Origin of the sequence: Paenibacillus sp. sptzw28 (assembly GCF_019550795.1) — a bacterium.
In the GTDB taxonomy this organism is placed as follows: Bacteria; Bacillota; Bacilli; order Paenibacillales; family Paenibacillaceae; genus Paenibacillus_Z.
Window position 1 is genome coordinate 1,388,803 of record NZ_CP080545.1, and the last position, 17,417, is coordinate 1,406,219.

The window sequence follows — 17,417 nt, forward strand, 5'->3', positions numbered from 1 at the left end:
TGGTTTATTCGTTGCGAGCGATTGCAACGGAGAAATCGGTCATTTCCGGATTTCTCGGCGCATATTGCGCATTTTGAAGGTTAAAGCGGTTAAATTGAAAAGGGAGGTTTTACAGCATGTCTAGGCAAAAGAAATGGGCCTTTCTCGTTGCCTCTGTATGCCTGATGATGGTTTTTACCGCGGCATGCAATTCCGGAGGAGCGGGTAATACGGGCTCGTCCAGTTCCAAAAGCAGTACGGGAACAGCAAGCACAAGTACTTCGGACAACGGAGTCATAACGGACTGGTCCAAGCAACCGGAAATGACTTTGACTGTATTCGATACTTTGGCCAACTTTGCCGGCGAGCAGCCGGGCTGGTTCGCCAAGCTGATCAAGGACAAATTTAATATCAAACTGAACATCGTCGCACCGAACCTGTCAGGCGGTGCGCAAATGATCGCTACGCAGATGGCATCCGGCGACCTGGGCGACCTTGTTGTAGGACTCGGCGGCAAGGATTATGAGAATGCGATCAAATCAGGAATGATCCTCGACTGGACGAAAGACGGACTGCTCGACAAATACGGCAAAAATTTGGAGAAGTACGCCGCTCAGGCACTTGATGCGAACAAGAAACAATACGGCGGCGGCACAGCGATTTACGGCATCGGGCATAACGTTGGCACCGGCGACGGACCGAGCGAAGGAGCGGACATGACGTTCGGACCGATGCTTCGCTGGGATTTGTACCAGAAGCTCGGCAGCCCTCAGATCAAGACGCTTGACGACTATCTGCCGATTCTGAAGAAGATGCAAGAGATGGATCCGAAGAGTGATTCGGGCAAGAAAACGTATGGAATGTCGCTGTGGTCCGACTGGGATGGAGATTGGTCCACCTTGGCTAAAGTTACAGCACAATTTTACGGCTATGCAGAAGGCGACGGCTTCAATCCCGGGGACATGATTCTTACCAAAGCCGACGGGCCGGAATATCAAGGTTTTCTTGATGATAACAGCTACTATATGCAAGGACTGGAGTTCTATTTCAAGGCTAATCAGATGGGACTGCTCGATCCGGATTCCCTGACTCAGAAATTCGGCGATGTTTCGAACAAATTCAAGGACGGCCAAGTGCTCTTCTCTCAATTCCCTTGGGTTTCCAACGTGTATAATACACCGGCTCATACGTCGGCAGGCAAAGGATTCGCGCTTGTTCCGTTCCAGGACGAGAAAGTGTACTCCTCTGGCTTCAATCCTTACGGTGGCCAATGGATCTGGTCGATCGGCGCCCATACGAAAGATCCTGCGCGTGTAATGGCATTCCTCGACTGGTTGTTCTCGCCTGATGGCGTTCAGGAAACCAGCATCGGTCCGAAAGGCCTCGCCTGGGATATCGGCAAGGATGGCAAGCCGGCATTGACCGATTTCGGCAAGAAGGCGACGGCTAACGGCGACACACCGGTACCGGCACAATACGGCGGCGGAACTTGGAAGAACGGTGTTTCCGCGCTTAACAATGCGACACTTACCACGTCTCAGATCAACCCGAATACCGGGGAACCGTATGATTACAACCTGTGGAATTCGACGTTGACCGCTAATCCGGATCCGGTGACGAAGAGCTGGCGGGAAGCGATGGGCGTGATCACAGGAAAGGAATTGTTTGTCAAGAATAACCAGGTTGCGGTCACGAAACCGTTCTTCAACGGACAGCCGGCGGCCCAAGAGCCCTCGAATATCAAGCTGAAGCACAGCCAGGTTGGCAAGGTCATCAAGGAGTACTCCTGGAAGATGATGTTTGCCAAGAACCAGGATGAATTCGACCAATTGAAGCAGCAATTGGTCCAGAAGGCAAAAGGCCTCGGCTATGATGATGTCGTCAACTGGGAAGTGCAGCAAACGAAAAATACAGTATTCACGATGTACAAATAAGCAAGAATAGTACCTCGACCCTTTCCGTACGGGTGCGAGAAGCTGTTTCTTCTATGACCACAACAGCATTCCCTGCAAATATGCAGGGAATGCTCCGTCTAATGGAGAAATGGGATCAGATTGACATGCGCCGATGGGAAGAAAATAAGGTTGGTGCTTCGCTTCCCGTACCCGATCCTTTGATTGGGTGCGGGAAGTTTTTGGTTTAGAAATAAAAACGTTTACTCATGATATAATAGGCTCATCTGAACAAGCATGAGGTGTTTCAGCATGGCTCTACCGAAGCATTTGGGCGTCACTACAAAATTCGTACTTACTTTTATATCCATCCTGACGGTATCGATGTCGTTCATGGGCTATATTCTGTATTACCAGTCCTCTCAGGCGGCCATCGCACAGGGGCAAATTCTCATGATGCAGAACGTGCTGCAAATGAGGAACAGCATGTCTCAAAAAGCGGACATGGTCCAGAACCTGTCTCAAATCATTGCCTTTGATCCGAAAATACAAAATTTCCTCGGGACTACTTTTTCGGGCGAACCATTCCAATTGATTGATTACCGATACAACATCGCTCCGATTTTGGGTAATCTAATGCTTCAGAACACCTATATACACGCAATGCGGATCTTCATGGCCAATAACGAGATACCGGAACTGTACGACAGTTTCTACCATCTGAAGCGTGTGCAGTCAGACCCGTGGTATGCTTCGTTCACCCATTCAACGGCGGTGGGAGATTGGCAGGGGCTTCATACGGAGAAGAGCTTTATCGGCACTTTCGACGCAAGCGTCCAGAAGAAGGTATTCACTTACGACCGAAAGATCTTTTCGTCCAATAGTACGGCGTTGGCCGGCGTTCTGGAGATCGAGGTCGATCGCGGCGTTCTGTTCGATGGGCTGAAAAATCCGCAAAGCGCGCATTTCGGCAGCATCTTCGTCGTTGACCGCCGCGGTGAGATCGTATCGGATAACGTGCCTCAGCTGGCAGGAGAATCCGCCAAGTCGCTCGGACTGCCGATACCTGAGCAGGGCACCGAGATCAACAAAATTATGGACGTTAAGGGAGTACGATCGATTGTGATTTCAGTCCCGCTCGGCGGGCCGGAGCTTTACGTTACAGGCGTCTTTCCCGTCAGTCCTTTCATCGAGAGCATGAGGCTTTCGCTGAAATGGATCATCGTGATCCTCTTATCCTCGTTGATCCTGCTCAGCGGCATAGTCACCTTTATTACCCATGCGCTTCTGCGTCGGATGAAAGTGCTCGTAAAAGCGATGAAGCAAGTACGGGAAGGATCGCTGGACGTATCTGTCCCGGTCGTAGCGAACGACGAGTTCAGCCAGATGGCGGTCAGCTTTAATCTGATGACAGCCCGCATTCACGATCTGGTCGAGACGGTCTACAAAAGCCGCATTATGGAGAAAGAAGCGGAGCTGCGGGTGCTCGAATCGCAGATCAATCCGCATTTTCTCTACAATACCTTAGCGACGATTTCCTGGGTGGCGCGCAAAGTGCGTTCGTCCGAGATCGCGCATCTGTCCAATTCGTTGGCCAAATTTTACCGTCTGGTGTTGAATAAAGGCAAGTCTGCCATACTCGTAAAGGATGAAATCGAGATGGTCAAGGCTTACCTGGAAATACAGAAGTTCCGTTTCGAGAATATGTTTGATGCGGAGTTCCGCATCGACGATCGTGTTCTTCCTTATATTGTCCCGAAAAATATTTTGCAGCCTCTCGTGGAGAACGCATTGTCGCACGGCATCGAACCGAAACGCAGTCACGGTACGATCGTGATCGAAGCCGGCCTGCATGAGGAGAATATCGTTTTCCGCATCATCGACGACGGAGTCGGCATGGCTCCGGACCAAGTTCGGGCGGTGCTGAAAGGAAAGATCCGCCGGACGAGCGGAAGCGGCTATGCGGTTAAAAATATTATCGAACGATTAAACGGTTATTACGGCAACGATTACAAGCTTGAATTGTTCAGCCGGCCGGGAATCGGTACGGTCTTTACCATTACACTGCCGAAGGAGTGAGATACCCTTGTTTTCCTTGATGATTGTGGAAGATGAACGATGGGAACGGGAGGGCCTCGTCGAGTTCCTCGATTGGCAGGCTCTTGGGATCGAAGTAATTGGAACCGCTTTCGACGGCTTGGACGGATTCGAGAAGGCGCTCACGCTGCGTCCGGATATTATCATTACTGATATCCGTATGCCGGGAATGAACGGGCTTGAGATGGCCGGCCGCATCCGCGAACAGCTCCCCGACGTGCGTTTCGTCGTTCTCACGGGATACAACGAATTTGATTATACCCGGGAAGCTATCTTCCTGCATGTGGACGACTATGTGCTCAAACCGGTGGAAGAGGAGGATATGAGGAACGCGATGGCAAGAGTCCTCAAGGAATGCGAGCTTAGCCGGAGCAGGCGGCAGGACAATGAGCGGCTGCTGGATATGCTTCAATTTGGAGCGCGCATGGCAGCGGAGAAGCGGCTCGCGGAACTGCTCCATAACCGGATCGATGAGGAGCAGTCGGAGCAGGAGCTTCTCGCGGGCGCGGAAGAACTCCGGGCAGATTCTTATGATGTGTTGGTCATCGCTCCAACGGACTCGGTCATTCGTGAAGAAACGGTCCGAAGGCAGATCGGCAGTCCGTGCTTCTTGATAAGCTGCGAAGAGATTCCCGGCGCAACAGCCGTGATCCTTCCAAACCCCGGACCAGAAACGGTATCGTCGGAAACAGCTGCGGACCTTCTGATCAAGGAATGGAGGGATGTGCTTCCCTCTTTGCCGGCGATCGGGATCGGAATGACGGCGGGCGGTCTCTCCATGCTGAAAGAGTCTTATCGGCAGGCACTAAATGCCGCCAAGTACGGGTTGTTTTACGGACATGGAGGCGTCATTACCGCCGAGTGGGAGAAAAAGGCGAGACTTCGGTTCTCCAAGCAGGTCGGGAAATTTCTAGCCGCTTGGCATGAGATGTCCCGGCAGCTTCGGCTTCACCTTCTGGCTCTGCAAGAGAAAGAAGTCCAAATGCAGCTTGAAGCCATGATCAAGTCCATTACGGATGCCCCCGGCGCCTATGTCGCCGCTCTGCTGAAAGCACTCATCATCGAGCTTTCGGTGCTCGCGGACGGAGAGGGAGGGAACAAAGGGAGCATCCAGCAGCTGCTCGCAATGAACCGCCTTCCTGACATGCATGACTATGTGCGGAATTATATAAGCGATATCATGCATCTCCTGGAAGAAAAAAAGAAAAATAAAGATAAATATATCATCGACAAGGTAATCCGCCTGATTGACGAGCGGTACGGATCAGGCGAACTCAGCCTGACTGTGCTGGCGGACGAGGTGTTCGTCTCTCCGAATCATCTGAATACGATGTTCAAGAAAATAACGGGAAGAACGGTTCACCAATACTTGGCGGATATCCGGATGAGCAAGGCCGAGGAACTGCTCCGCACGACCAAGCTCAAAGTATCCGAAATCGCAGGCAGCATCGGGATGTCCAACATTTCTTATTTCTGCTCGATATTTAAGCAGGAGTTCGGGATGAGTCCGGGTGAATACCAGGAATTGATGCAGCGGCAATGAAAGGGGCTCGAAAATGAATAGGAAACCGGTCATCGTCTTGCCCGGTATTCTGGCGCTGCTGGTACTGACCTTGCTGTTCGCCGTTCCTGCGGCATGGCTGCAGAGAGCCGGCTGGCCGGGCAGCGCCGGGCAGGGCGGCGGCGGCACAGCACAGACGCCCAAAGCCGGCACTGCTCCCATTGGGAAGGGAGACTTGTCCTGGAAGCAGGATACGTCTCCGTTTACGTTCACGCAGTATTTCTACGGCAATTGGGCGACCGATTACTTGTGGAAAGATCAATATGACATGAAGCTGACTGAGGCGAAGACAGGTGTCCGGATTGACCGGAAGCTGGCCGTCGGCAGCGACGACGATTATTTAAACATGATGATCGCAACCGGCAATTTGCCCGATTCGATTATGCTCGACTGGAATAACCCTGCCGTGTCGAAGCTGATCAATGACGGACTTGTCTACTCGATGAACGATCTGATCGACAAATACGCGCCCGAGTTTTGGAAAATGCTTGACCCGGAGATGGTGAAATATCATTCGGTTAACGGCCAGCTATGGTACCTGCCCAATAATTACGAATCGGAGAACCGGCTGAAGAACGGCGCACCGATCGTTTCCATTCGGCCATGGTTTATCCGCAAGGATATTTACGAGGCACTCGGGAGCCCGAAGGTCGAAACGGTGGAGGATTTGCTCCATGTACTGGAACAGGCGAAGCGAATTCATCCGGATCTCAGTCCGGTCGGGCTCGATTTCTTCGATGTCACCAAAAACGGCTTCGAGGGAAGCTTGTCGATGGATTATTTGATCTATTCCTTCTCACCGAGGCTGCTTGAAGAGCGCATCAAGGACGACAGCAAGATCGTCGAATACCCGATGCGAAGCGCAGGCTTCATCAACGCGTTCCGGTTTCTCAATACGCTGTACCGCAAAGGACTGCTTGACTCGAAACTGCTGATCACCAAGCAGGAACAGTACATGGACGCCATGAACCACGGATCGTTTATCGTTGCGTCTCAGTATATCAGCGATATGTTCCGGAAATTCAACCCGCTCATCGCAAACACACTCGGTCCGGACAAGCAATATGTGGAACTGGCCGGCTTGAGTGCAAACGGGCACGAACCGCGCTATCCGGCGACCCGGCTGCTTGGCTGGCAGGGTTTGTTCATTACGAAAAAAGCGAAGCATCCCGAAAGGATTATCAGGTTCGCCGAATATGCCTGGTCCGATGAAGGACAGATGGATTTACGCTACGGCAAGGAAGGGGAGACGTACGAGATGGTGGACGGTCTCCCGCAGTACACGCCGGATGTACGCAATCTGATGAACAGGGACATCAATGCGTGGACTCGAAAGTACGGATTTAACGACTCAACGCTGCTTTGGCGGGAAGGCAAGCTTTGGGACGAGGCGGATCTTCGGGATTTGATCCTGTCACGGACGGATGAATACAATGCGGCGATGAAGCTGCAGCGGTTCAATTATGACGATTACGCGCTCGGTATGGAAAATCTCGAGCCGGACAGCACCTCGCCGGAAGGAGTCATCAACGCCAACATCAAGGATTTGTGGAACAAAACGATTCCACTGCTTGTGATGGCCGCTTCCGACCGCGAATTCAATACCGTTTACAGCGACTTTATCGACCAAATCGACAAGCTCGGAGCGGATCGTGTGGAAAAGCTGATGTATCAGCGGCACCTGCTGGATCTGAAGAAGAAAGGCCTTAGATAATCGGCGCCCGGCGAGATCAATTTCACAGCGGCGTTTTCACGCCGAGGCGGGAACGTTACGATTACGGCATGTTGGTGCAGCTGAGGCGCGCGGGCATCAACGTAATAATTACGAAAGGCCTGCTGTGAGAAACATTACAGCGGGCCTTTTTCGGCTGTTTACACTAAAACAGGCAGTCATGTGTAGGAATATCATAGTCGTCATGCTCAGCCAGCGGGTACCATGAAAAGGAGAATGCCTGCGGCATCCGGTTCTTCTTGATTGTTGCTTGTTAATACGTCAATCCCGTTAATGCGGTCCTGTGACAATATGCTCGGAGCCGCAGGGTCCGCCGCTCTCGCTCATTTCAATCTCAAACTCGCTCCCGTCGTGACGATAAAGCGGTTTATACCAGTGGCTGATTCTGATATCTTTCTCACTGGCGTAGTGGCATATAAAAGCACGCCGGAAGCGGTCATCCGAGGTGTTCGGATAGGAGCCGTGAATGAGGCTGCCGTTGAAGAACAGTACGTCGCCCGCCTTCATGTCCATAGGCACTGGGGAATAGCCTGGCGGTACATCAACTTCATCGCGCGTGAATGAGACGGAAGGGTCGGCTTCGTGCGGACACTGCACTTCCAGCTGATTCGATTTCGGCACGACAACCATGCCGCCGTTATCCCGGTCCGCATCGTCGACCGCGACCCATGCTGCGATACACGTACCCGGTTCTACAAGCAGGTAGAAATTGTCCTGATGCAGCGCCTGTCCTTTGGCGCCCGGAGGCTTGAAATAGAACATCGACTGGGCGGCAACGGGCGCAGCATCAAACAGATCAGCAAGAGCATTCAGAACTTTCGGGTGCAGCATATACGATTTGGACAGCTCATCGAATCGGTGCGGATGCATCATTCGAGGGTACTGCTTCAGGATGTCCCCGCCTGATTCCTCTGGTCCAACGGGCCGGTAATATTGGGCGGGAGCATCCGCGTGCAGCTTCATAAAGTGTTCCCGCAATCTCGCTGCATCTTCCGCAAACAATCCGCGCAGCAGTAAATAACCTTCTTGATCAAACTGCTTCTTCTGCTCAGGACTCAGAACGTTGCCGAGCTTTGCCGTAGTCATAAAACAGCCCTCCTGGTTCACGTTTTATTAGACTTGCTGTATCATGATTATAAAACGGTATTGGGGCTGGAGGAATAAACGGAATGGCTGAATATCTGGATGATTCTGCTGTCGACTTGTACACGCTGAATCCCGGCATCATACTTGCAGGCGATTATATGCAGCCGCATGGCTACCGTACCCGGCGGCCTGAAGGAACAAGAGACTGGCTGATTACTTTTACCTATGGGGGCAGGGGAAGCTTCGGCACGGATGAGGGGCGCTCCGAATGCCGCGAAGGCGATGTCGTGCTGCTTCGGCCGGGCGTGAGACACGACTATGAGACGCCTGAGGGGGAGGTGTGGCGTTTTGTCTGGGCCCATTTTCTGCCAGAACCGGGCTGGGTTGATTTGCTTCAGCTCCCCCATAAGAAGGGCGAGCTGCTTCAGCTTCACGTCGAACAGCCGGTTGTCCGCGAGCGGCTTCTAACCGCGTTCCGCCGGGTTATACGCGACAGCACGGACGCGGATCCTCTTCAACAGAGGCTTGCTGCGAACGCTCTGGAAGAGGTGGCTCTGCTGCTTGGCCGGTATACCGCCAGGTTCGAGAGAAGCATGATGGACACGCGGATCCGCCAGACGCTTGATTATTTAAGCGAGAATTTGAAAAATCGGCATACGATCGGATCGCTTGCGGAGCGGGCGGCGCTGTCACCTTCGAGGTTCGCTCATTTGTTCAAACAGGAAACAGGCGATTCCGTCATCGAAACACTGCTGAAGATGAGGCTTCGCCATGCGGTGAGGCTGCTTGAACGAACCTCACTGCCAATCGCGCAGGTTGCGGAGGATGTCGGCTTCGCGGACTCGTTCTACTTTACGAAGCAGTTCTCGGCATTGTACGGCCAGAGCCCGAGCGCATTCCGCAAATCGGCTGGCCAACGGAGCCGACAGATCGAGGCGGAAACAGATGACTAAGTATGCAAGCGTTATTTCACTTGTCCAGCCCCCTGGATGTATTCATATCTCCCAACCGTTCGATCCGCTGAATGATGCGGCCCATTGGTTCAGCGGTTTTCGATATATATAATTTTCAGATTACGCCAACCGATTCTTGCTTACACCCTACTTTAAATAGTGAATCCCTTCAAAGGAGAGCCGCTGCAATGACTGGTGCCAATGTGAATATGGATGAGGCGCTTGTGCGCCGATACTCCAAGAGAGTGTTCAGTTTCGCACTCGCGAGAACCGGGAACAGGCAGGAGGCTGAAGATTTGGCGCAGGAAATCGCAATTGCGCTGATTCAATCGCTTAGACCGGGCCGTGAAATCGATAATATGGATGCGTGGGTGCAGCGGATTTGCAGCTTCACTTGGTCCAATTACGTGGCCAAGCATAAGCGTCACTGGCGCAGCGATGCAAGCATCGACGAAATCGTGGTGGCGAGCGGGGATCCTTCCCCGCCGGAGATGCTGGTAGTGGATGAAACGATGCATCTGCTGCAGCGGGAGGTCGCGTTTCTTACCAAACGGCACCGCGAAATTACGGTGATGCATTATTTTCACAGCATGAATGTTCAGCAGATTGCCGCCACCCTCCATATTCCGCCCGGTACGGTGAAATGGCACTTATTTGAAGCGAGGAAAAAACTGAAAGAAGGGTTGAGTATGTCAATATCCAAAGAACAGCTGAGCTACAAGCCGCTTCGGCTTGGTGTCGGGCATTGCGGTACACCGGGTCCAAAAGAGGAACCAAACAGCTATTTCACTTCGCTTCTGGCCGGTAATATCGCGATTGCGGCCTATGACCGTCCGCTCACTATCGATGAAATTGCCAGGAAAGTGGGTGCTGCCAGCGCTTATGTGGAGGAGCATGTCGAGAAGCTAAAGTATTCCGAGCTGATGCTGCAAACCGGCGGAGGCAGATTTCAGACGAACTTTTTAATCCGGAATATGAGGAGTCATCAACAGGAATCAGCATTTCTTAAATTGAAAGCGGAAGAAATCGCGGCCGACTTTCTGCAGGCAATCGCTTCACGGCTTGAAGCGATAAAGGGTATCTGTTTTCACGGAAATCGGACTAATGAAAAATTCTTACTCTGGTGGCTTATTCCTTTTACCGTGCATAACCAGTATTGCAGCGTTAAAGATGCGGCATATCACGCGGCTAGCGGCCCGATCGAACGCCCCGATGGCGGCCGGTATATTGCCGTTGGCGACATTAAATACGATGAAGATGCCTACAAGGTGGAAGTAGAGAATCGGGAAATAGTAAGGAAATACGCCACAAACGGTATTAAATTTCGCGAAAATGGAGGCAATCTGTGCGGACTGCAGATGGAGTCTTGGTGGTCGGGTATGACATGGCGTGAGTTTGACGGACCTGATTTGACGGATTTGGGACGAATAGCCGAGGCCATTGATAACGGCAGGGAGAGCTCCGATTACGATAAGCTGACGATCAGCCGGATGGCGGAAAAGGGTTTAGTAACCGTAGAAGACGGACAGCCAGTCATTCAAATACCGTTTCTTCGAAAATCGCAGTACGAGAAGCTTATGATCATCCTCGAAGAAGCTATGAATGAGATTGAAGCAGGGAAGAAGCTCGAATCGGTTCTTGACGGATTTGTCGCCATATGGGAGAAGCTGGCTCCATCTCATATATCAAAGCGGGAGATCAATTATTTCGTCTTGAACCAGGGGATGGGAATCGTCTTCGCGATTATGGAAGCATTGGTTCGGCTCGGCCAATTGAAAGAGCCGCTGCACAATGAGATGCAGCGGCTGACGACGATGGTGTGGGAGAAATAATATCTTAAGAAACGTGAGTGTAGTACGCCCGCTTTCCCCTGGTCTTTACCAGGGCAGCGGGTTATTTTCATAGTCAATATAAATTTATCCGCGTAAATTCGGCAAAGCGCGAGTCCAAGTCCGCGGGTCCGCTCCGGTGATATATACGGCTGGCATAGCCGGCAGCCCCTTTTTCATGGTAGCTTGCCGGCCGCCGCACCGTCAATCATTAGCGTTTCGGGTACAGCGGATAATCGACCTTGGTGGGAACCTCGATAAGGATGAGCCGCAGCGGCGAACCCTCGGATGCCTCGACAATAACGTTCTGAGCTTCATCGGCGCGGGCAACAAGAAAGTCTTTATGGCGGAAAGCCGTACGTTTCGAATCAGCTTCACCATTAGCCCATACTCCTCCGCCTTGAATCGCCAGTGCCGCCAAAGTTCTATCACCCGGTACATCATACCGGTACCGCCCGCCCGACGCGATTTGAATGTCCCACATCCGCGCATCGGCAATAATGCTGACCGGCGATCCCTCTCCGATTATTGTTTTCCGGACGAAGCCCTCGCCTTCGGAAAGCGGGAATTCCTCGTGGTCATATTGGCTGTATGTCGGCGTCATTCTTAAAGCTTTCTCCATATGAGGCTCGAACCAGATTTGAAACCCTTCCACATCAGGCCCTATAAAACGCTCCTCGTGACTGACTCCCGAACCGGTTTGCATCAATTGCACGCCGCCGGGGCCAACTGTGCTTTTCGTTCCCAAAGTGTCTCCATGCTGAGCCTGGCCTGCTATTACATATGTCATGATTTCGAAAGCTTGGTGAGGATGAAGCGGAATGTAACCATCAGCCTTAGCTTTCGCCCATGCCCAGTAGAAGAGGGGGCCGATTCGTTTCACCACAGAGCCTTCACCGGGAAAGCCGATCGGTTTCTGCTCCGTAATTTTACCGCCGTCAAATGCCCCGACCGCCTGCAGCGCAGGACCGTAAACTAATGTTTGCATGCATTTACCCTCCTAAAAAGTTTTTGCGTTACTTGTACGATACACCTCATGGCCAGCAGAAAACAGCTTAGTCCTGGTTTTCTGCGAAACAACTTTGTTATGCGTCATGGCGAGCACGGATATTAATTCAATGCGTATGCGCCGGGTCCGATGAGGGCCAACCCCACCGAAACTGCAATCAGAATGACGTTGTACTCGATTCCGTTCTGCGTAACCCAAAAGCCGTTCTTACCGTGAACCGTGATAATTGCGCCGAGCATCAGAATGACGATAAGCGCAGCTGCTACCGGAGTCCAAAGACCCAGCACCAACAGTAGTCCGCCTGCAACCTCGAGCAATCCGATCAAGAATGCCATGAATACACCGGGCTTAACGCCGATAGAATCCAGCCACCCGCCGGTTCCTTTCAAGCCGTAACCGCCAAACCAACCGAACAGCTTTTGAGCTCCATGCCCCATAAACGCCAAACCGACAACCAACCGAACGATCAACAATCCCAATGCGATACTCATTTCAATCTCCTCCATTATTTTAAATTAAGTTTCTTAAATTTAAGATATTTTGCTTGAGGAAAGGAGCGTCAAGTTCACCGCGCAAGTATTCTCTGCTAAGTGAAGCTCCCTTGGGCTGAAACGCCCAGTTTCTTTAATAATTGAATCGCCTGCGCCCTCTCCTCGGCAGACAATCCGCCAACCGCTTTCCGGATCGTTTCCGTATGCTGTGGGAATACTTCGTCAAGAAACTGTATTCCTTTATCCGTGATTTCCGCAAAAATAACTCTTCGATCATCTTTGGATGCCTTTCGCCTTGCAAGTCCCTTATCGGCAAGCTTATCAACCACATAGGTGATATTGCCGCTTGTCATAAGTATTTTCTCACCGATCTGCTGCAGTGGCTGTTCGCCTTTATGATAGAGAAGCTCCAGTACCGCGAACTCCGTCGGATTAAGACCGTGTCGACGAATATCCTGGTGGGCATGTGCTGTTACCCATTGATGGGCTCTTGAAAGAATGATGAAAAGGTGCAGGGCGTCATCGCCGGAATCTTCATGCTGTGTATCGCCCGTGTTGTGGATTGGTTGGTCAGTCGGCCCTGTTTTCATTAGTATTCACCTCCATTTTCCTTAACGTAAAATATCTTAACTTAAAGATAACGCAATCAGAATGTTTTGTCAAGGAAATAATTCAGATAAATTTTATCGGTTGTTCGGCTGCCGGCCGGTGCAAGATTCTGGTATAATAAAGGTATGTATTAAGCCGCATGTAACTGGCGTAACGTGGGACAACCATGGGGGAGCAGAGCGGTCTCATGAAGTGGCGACGGACAGCTTGCAAATGAACGGGGCAAGCCGCAGCTGAAGTTGCCATAAGCCGAACGCCTGGGCAAAGTATTTGAAGGTCTGTGTGCTAATGCTCACTGCCATCGGATGCTTTTTTTTATTTTCCGCTGCATGCTGCAGGTTGTTTTATACGGTACTATCACGGGTAGATGAAGGAGGCGCTTATAATGTCTATGCTGTTAACGGCAAAACCGCTTGCCGACCAGTCGTGCAGCGTCATTAAGAATCGCGTACGGGAGTGGCAGCTTGCCGGAACGAATCCTTCGCTTGCTGTGCTTATGGTCCAGGGAGACCCGGCATCGGCCGCATACGCTCAGGCGAAGCGGCGGTTTGCCGACAAGCTTGGAATTCGCATGGAGCTGCTGGAGTTTGGCCGCGAAGTGACGGAAACCAGGCTCTTGGGGGAAATCAGGCGTCTGAATGAAGCATCCGACATTCACGGGATCATGCTCGAACTGCCCCTGCCTGAAGGAATCAGAGCGGAGACGCTATGCGAGGCGATCGATCCGCTCAAAGATGTCGACGGTATCACTCCTGCAAACAAGCTTGCCTGTTTGACCGGTGGCCCGGGCCTGCTCCCGGCGACTCCACAGTCATGCATCAGGCTGCTTCGCGAAAACGGCTTCGGGCTCCAAGGCAAGCATGTTGTTCTGGTCGGAAGGGGAGAGACCGTGGGCCGTCCGCTCATGAATATGCTGCTGCGTGAAAATGCAACCATAACGGTATGCCACTCGCACACGCCCGACCTCGCTGTCCACATCAAACATGCCGATATCGTCATTGCAGCGGCAGGCCGTCCCGGCCTCATCACACCTGAAATGGTTCACCCGCAGCTTGTGGTCATTGATGCCGGTATAAATGAGAAAGCGGACGGAAGCGGAATAGTAGGCGACGCGGCGCATGAAACCGGCCGGTATGTCCATGCGATATCGCCTGTTCCCGGCGGCGTAGGCACGTTAACGACTGCGATCTTGTTTGAAAATGTTCTTCGGGCGGTTGATTTGCTCCACAGTACGGGGAGGCTGAAGCAATGAACGGGTCATGGAATAGCTCCATACGTTTGTTTCTGGATGAAGCGGCTTCGGCTTCGCCAACGCCGGGCGGCGGAAGCGTGGCAGCGCTGGCTGCAGCCCTTGGCGCATCGATGGGATCGATGGTTTCAACGCTGACAACAGGTAAGCGGCATGAAGCCGTTCGAGAACAGATGGCGGCAACGGCTGAAGAAATGTCGGAAGCGATGCGCCAATGCGAGACTTTGATGAACCGGGATATAGAATCCTTTAATAATTATATGAGCGCACTTGCGCTGCCCAAAGCTTCGTCCGCTGAACGGGATGCTCGCAGCCGGGCAATTGGCCAGGCTGCCGTGAGAGCCGCTGAAGTGCCGCTGTCTTTAATGAAATTAATCCATCGTCTGCTCATTGTATTAGACGAATCGGTGCATGAGGTGAACCGGAACGTTATCTCGGATTGGGGAATCGCCGCACTAATGCTGGATGCGGCAGCCCAATCCGCCTGGCTCACTGTGGAGATTAATGTCGCTTCCATCAATGATGTAGAAGCTGCCGGCCGATTTCAAGAGCAAGGGTCTCAATTGTCGGATGAGATCGCCCAGCTGAAACAAACGGTTATGCGTAATGTAAGAGCACGGTTGTAAAGAGGAGCTTCCGATTATTAACCAACGATACTTAAATGCGCATTACCCGGTTTTGTTTCCGGCATTCGGTCGGGTTTGTACGTCGTTATTTGCGCAGAATATTATAGAAGGGATAATTTTGGAAGCTGTGAAAAAAAAGACTGAAGAGCCGCTTTGTCGCTCCTCAGCCCTGATGGATAATGGCATTCCCGCGTCGCTGCTGCACGTCCAGCGGTTCCGGAACCGCGTGTCCGCCGGCAAACTGATGCTTGATCAGAGTGTTGAAGGATTCGGTCCATGGAGTAAGCGAATGTCCCGCCCATGCCTCCTGTGCATATTGGACTAAATGGTTAACGAATTCCTGATTGGCGGAAATATGAACCTCCTGCACTGTAGGCGCTATTCTGCGCACATGGAGGGCAATTGTTTGCTTCAGCTCGCTCGATATATCATTATGGTCGTTTATGGAGAAATACGAATTGAAAGGACCGACGATTCGTTGATTATTCCAATAAGGGCTGCCGTTGGAATGATTATAGACCCCTTCCTGGGCGCCGGAATTGTCCTGCTCTCTGGATTCAGCTCCTCCGGTGTTGCGCGTTCCAACGGCCGTCCAATCCATCGTCATAGCCACATAGGCGTTCTTGTCGGTCAGAAACACCAGTGCTCCGGCCACACCGTTTATATTGGAGACGTCGGTCGACAGGAGAGAGCTGTATTCGAACCAGGCGTTATCATGCTGGCCGGGAAGACCGCTCATCGAGCCGTACATCTTACTTCCGACGCGCTTGGGATCGCCGCTTTGCCGTGAACCGTAATCGTATGTGCTGTCCTGCAAATGCCTCTTATAATTGCAGCCGGATATTCCCGCAGCGACTGTTACTGTCGTTAGTAATACAATAAAGGTGCGAATCGCTTTGCGCTTTCTCATGGTGAGTGGCTCCTTCCTTAAGCTCTCCTTAGGATGGGCGTCGAAAGTTGAAATATGCACGCTGCCAAGATACATAAAGACCCATGGTTTATGCACACAATGTAGGATAGACATGGAGGGTCGGAAACCGCCGTTTGGCAAGGAAAAAAACCGATAATATCGCGGTTTTGACAGCTTTGAGAACAATTTGTGAACTCTTCCTCGAACATTGACAAATAGAACCTTCAACTTTATATTTAATAAAGTGATTAAGATTGCGGAAGTTTGTCTAAACATCAGTGAAGTACGCAGTAGAAGCCGATTTTTCCGCCATCCACGGCAGCTGCGAAAAAGTAAAAAGTGGGGTTGATTGATGATGAATCGGTGGCACGTTCTAAAACGGCTTATGCCGCTTCTTGCCGGAATGGTGTTGCTGCTGTCAGCATGTGGACGAGCTGACCTGTCGACACTTAGACCGCAAGGGCCGGTTGCCGAAGAACAGTTCGGACTAATGAAGCTCACTATCGCGATCATGGTGCTGGTCGTTGTAGTCGTTTTTGCAATTGCTTTCTATGTAATTATTCGTTTCCGCCGCCGCCCAGGCGACAAAATTCCCGTGCAAGTAGAAGGGAACCACAAGCTCGAGATTATCTGGACGGTCATTCCAATTATTCTTCTTGTAATCCTCGGTGTTCCGACTATCAAATCGGTGTTCGGGCTTGCCCAAGATTACACCAAGGATCCCAATGCGATTCAGGTCAAAGTAACCGCTCACCAGTACTGGTGGGAATTTGAATATCCCAAATACGGTGTGAAAACAGCCCAGGAGCTGCTCATACCTAATGATGCCGTCATCTCTATTGAAGCGAAAACGGCGGATGTGCTCCACTCGTTCTGGATTCCGTCGCTTGCGGGTAAAACGGACGCCAACCCGGGCGGAAACGTCAATACAATGTTCTTTAAAGCTCCGAAAACAGGTGTGTATCTGGGTAAATGCGCGGAGCTGTGCGGCCCTTCTCACGCGCTTATGGATTTTAAGGTTAAAGTAGTTGACCGCGCATCGTTTGAACGCTGGGTGACAGCAATGAAAGAACCGGTTGCGCTGCCGGAAAATCAGGAAATCGCGGACGTATTGACTAAGCAGTGCTTGTCCTGCCATGCGATCGGTGCAAACGGCGGACAGCTGTATCCTAGCCTTACCGGTATTGGAAGCCGTGATTCGATAGCCGGCATTTTGGTCAACAGCGACGATCCTAAATATAAGTATGAAGGCCCGATCGAGCAAAACCTTGTCACATGGATAAAGGATCCGCAAAGGGTGAAGCCAGGCACGTTGATGCCGAAGGTCGATCTGACTGAACAACAAATTGAAGCCATTGCGAAGTATTTGGCGGGCTTGAAGCTTAATTATTAAA

General features: G+C 51.7%; 14 protein-coding genes. 9 read left to right on the top strand and 5 right to left on the bottom strand.

The window, feature by feature from the left end; all coding sequences use genetic code 11:
* The first annotated feature begins 116 nt into the window (after positions 1-116).
* From KZ483_RS06455 to KZ483_RS06470, 4 genes are all read left to right on the top strand, one after another.
* Positions 117-1,913 (top strand): type 2 periplasmic-binding domain-containing protein, encoded by a 1,797-nt coding sequence (locus tag KZ483_RS06455; RefSeq protein WP_220351868.1) that lies wholly within the window; start codon positions 117-119, stop codon positions 1,911-1,913.
* Positions 1,914-2,183: 270 nt separating this feature from the next.
* Complete coding sequence (locus KZ483_RS06460) at positions 2,184-3,950, top strand: cache domain-containing sensor histidine kinase (RefSeq protein ID WP_220351869.1); 1,767 nt, start codon at positions 2,184-2,186, stop codon at positions 3,948-3,950.
* Positions 3,951-3,957: 7 nt separating this feature from the next.
* Positions 3,958-5,511: a response regulator gene (locus KZ483_RS06465; RefSeq protein ID WP_220351870.1), complete on the top strand. Its 1,554-nt coding sequence runs from the start codon at positions 3,958-3,960 to the stop codon at positions 5,509-5,511.
* Between the two features lie 13 nt (positions 5,512-5,524).
* Entirely contained in the window at positions 5,525-7,243 is a 1,719-nt protein-coding gene (locus tag KZ483_RS06470) for an extracellular solute-binding protein (RefSeq protein WP_220351871.1), read from the top strand.
* A gap of 288 nt (positions 7,244-7,531) precedes the next feature.
* On the opposite strand, the gene KZ483_RS06475 is transcribed toward KZ483_RS06470, so the two are convergent.
* The gene (locus KZ483_RS06475) at positions 7,532-8,347 is read right to left on the bottom strand and encodes a phytanoyl-CoA dioxygenase family protein (RefSeq protein ID WP_220351872.1); all 816 of its coding nucleotides are present in this window, start codon (positions 8,345-8,347) and stop codon (positions 7,532-7,534) included.
* A gap of 83 nt (positions 8,348-8,430) precedes the next feature.
* Between KZ483_RS06475 and KZ483_RS06480 the strand changes: the two genes are divergently transcribed.
* Together KZ483_RS06480 and KZ483_RS06485 are read left to right on the top strand one after the other, a co-directional pair.
* The gene (locus KZ483_RS06480; RefSeq protein WP_220351873.1) at positions 8,431-9,300 is read left to right on the top strand and encodes a helix-turn-helix domain-containing protein; all 870 of its coding nucleotides are present in this window, start codon (positions 8,431-8,433) and stop codon (positions 9,298-9,300) included.
* A 188-nt stretch (positions 9,301-9,488) separates the two neighbouring features.
* Positions 9,489-11,132: an RNA polymerase sigma factor gene (locus KZ483_RS06485; RefSeq protein WP_220351874.1), complete on the top strand. Its 1,644-nt coding sequence runs from the start codon at positions 9,489-9,491 to the stop codon at positions 11,130-11,132.
* A gap of 208 nt (positions 11,133-11,340) precedes the next feature.
* Here the strand turns inward: KZ483_RS06485 and KZ483_RS06490 are convergent, their stop codons facing one another.
* From KZ483_RS06490 to KZ483_RS06500, 3 genes are all read right to left on the bottom strand, one after another.
* Entirely contained in the window at positions 11,341-12,117 is a 777-nt protein-coding gene (locus tag KZ483_RS06490; protein WP_220351875.1) for a pirin family protein, read from the bottom strand.
* Positions 12,118-12,239: 122 nt separating this feature from the next.
* Positions 12,240-12,629, bottom strand: a complete 390-nt coding sequence (locus KZ483_RS06495) for a DoxX family protein (protein ID WP_220351876.1) — start codon at positions 12,627-12,629, stop codon at positions 12,240-12,242.
* Between the two features lie 95 nt (positions 12,630-12,724).
* The gene (locus KZ483_RS06500; protein ID WP_220351877.1) at positions 12,725-13,219 is read right to left on the bottom strand and encodes a MarR family winged helix-turn-helix transcriptional regulator; all 495 of its coding nucleotides are present in this window, start codon (positions 13,217-13,219) and stop codon (positions 12,725-12,727) included.
* 404 nt (positions 13,220-13,623) lie between these two features.
* Between KZ483_RS06500 and KZ483_RS06505 the strand changes: the two genes are divergently transcribed.
* Together KZ483_RS06505 and KZ483_RS06510 are read left to right on the top strand one after the other, a co-directional pair.
* Complete coding sequence (locus KZ483_RS06505; RefSeq protein WP_220351878.1) at positions 13,624-14,490, top strand: bifunctional 5,10-methylenetetrahydrofolate dehydrogenase/5,10-methenyltetrahydrofolate cyclohydrolase; 867 nt, start codon at positions 13,624-13,626, stop codon at positions 14,488-14,490.
* Complete coding sequence (locus KZ483_RS06510) at positions 14,487-15,113, top strand: cyclodeaminase/cyclohydrolase family protein (RefSeq protein WP_220351879.1); 627 nt, start codon at positions 14,487-14,489, stop codon at positions 15,111-15,113. The genes KZ483_RS06505 and KZ483_RS06510 overlap by 4 nt, the downstream gene beginning before the upstream one ends.
* A 163-nt stretch (positions 15,114-15,276) precedes the next feature.
* Here KZ483_RS06510 and KZ483_RS06515 read toward each other — a convergent pair whose 3' ends face one another.
* Positions 15,277-16,023, bottom strand: coding sequence for a hypothetical protein (locus KZ483_RS06515; protein WP_258881561.1), 747 nt, complete (start codon positions 16,021-16,023; stop codon positions 15,277-15,279).
* A 352-nt stretch (positions 16,024-16,375) separates the two neighbouring features.
* On the opposite strand from KZ483_RS06515, the gene coxB reads away from it, so the two are divergent.
* Positions 16,376-17,416 carry a cytochrome c oxidase subunit II gene (coxB, locus tag KZ483_RS06520; RefSeq protein WP_220351880.1) on the top strand — a complete coding sequence of 347 codons (1,041 nt, stop codon included), beginning with the start codon at positions 16,376-16,378 and terminating at the stop codon, positions 17,414-17,416.
* Position 17,417 lies beyond the last annotated feature (1 nt).

Coding starts and splice junctions, on each gene's coding strand:
- KZ483_RS06515 (WP_258881561.1), bottom strand. CDS start 16,023: ATGAGAAAGCGCAAAGCGATTCGCACCTTTATTGTATTACTAACGACA.
- coxB (WP_220351880.1), top strand. CDS start 16,376: ATGATGAATCGGTGGCACGTTCTAAAACGGCTTATGCCGCTTCTTGCC.
- KZ483_RS06500 (WP_220351877.1), bottom strand. CDS start 13,219: ATGAAAACAGGGCCGACTGACCAACCAATCCACAACACGGGCGATACA.
- KZ483_RS06480 (WP_220351873.1), top strand. CDS start 8,431: ATGGCTGAATATCTGGATGATTCTGCTGTCGACTTGTACACGCTGAAT.
- KZ483_RS06455 (WP_220351868.1), top strand. CDS start 117: ATGTCTAGGCAAAAGAAATGGGCCTTTCTCGTTGCCTCTGTATGCCTG.
- KZ483_RS06475 (WP_220351872.1), bottom strand. CDS start 8,347: ATGACTACGGCAAAGCTCGGCAACGTTCTGAGTCCTGAGCAGAAGAAG.
- KZ483_RS06490 (WP_220351875.1), bottom strand. CDS start 12,117: ATGCAAACATTAGTTTACGGTCCTGCGCTGCAGGCGGTCGGGGCATTT.
- KZ483_RS06505 (WP_220351878.1), top strand. CDS start 13,624: ATGTCTATGCTGTTAACGGCAAAACCGCTTGCCGACCAGTCGTGCAGC.
- KZ483_RS06485 (WP_220351874.1), top strand. CDS start 9,489: ATGACTGGTGCCAATGTGAATATGGATGAGGCGCTTGTGCGCCGATAC.
- KZ483_RS06460 (WP_220351869.1), top strand. CDS start 2,184: ATGGCTCTACCGAAGCATTTGGGCGTCACTACAAAATTCGTACTTACT.
- KZ483_RS06495 (WP_220351876.1), bottom strand. CDS start 12,629: ATGAGTATCGCATTGGGATTGTTGATCGTTCGGTTGGTTGTCGGTTTG.
- KZ483_RS06510 (WP_220351879.1), top strand. CDS start 14,487: ATGAACGGGTCATGGAATAGCTCCATACGTTTGTTTCTGGATGAAGCG.
- KZ483_RS06470 (WP_220351871.1), top strand. CDS start 5,525: ATGAATAGGAAACCGGTCATCGTCTTGCCCGGTATTCTGGCGCTGCTG.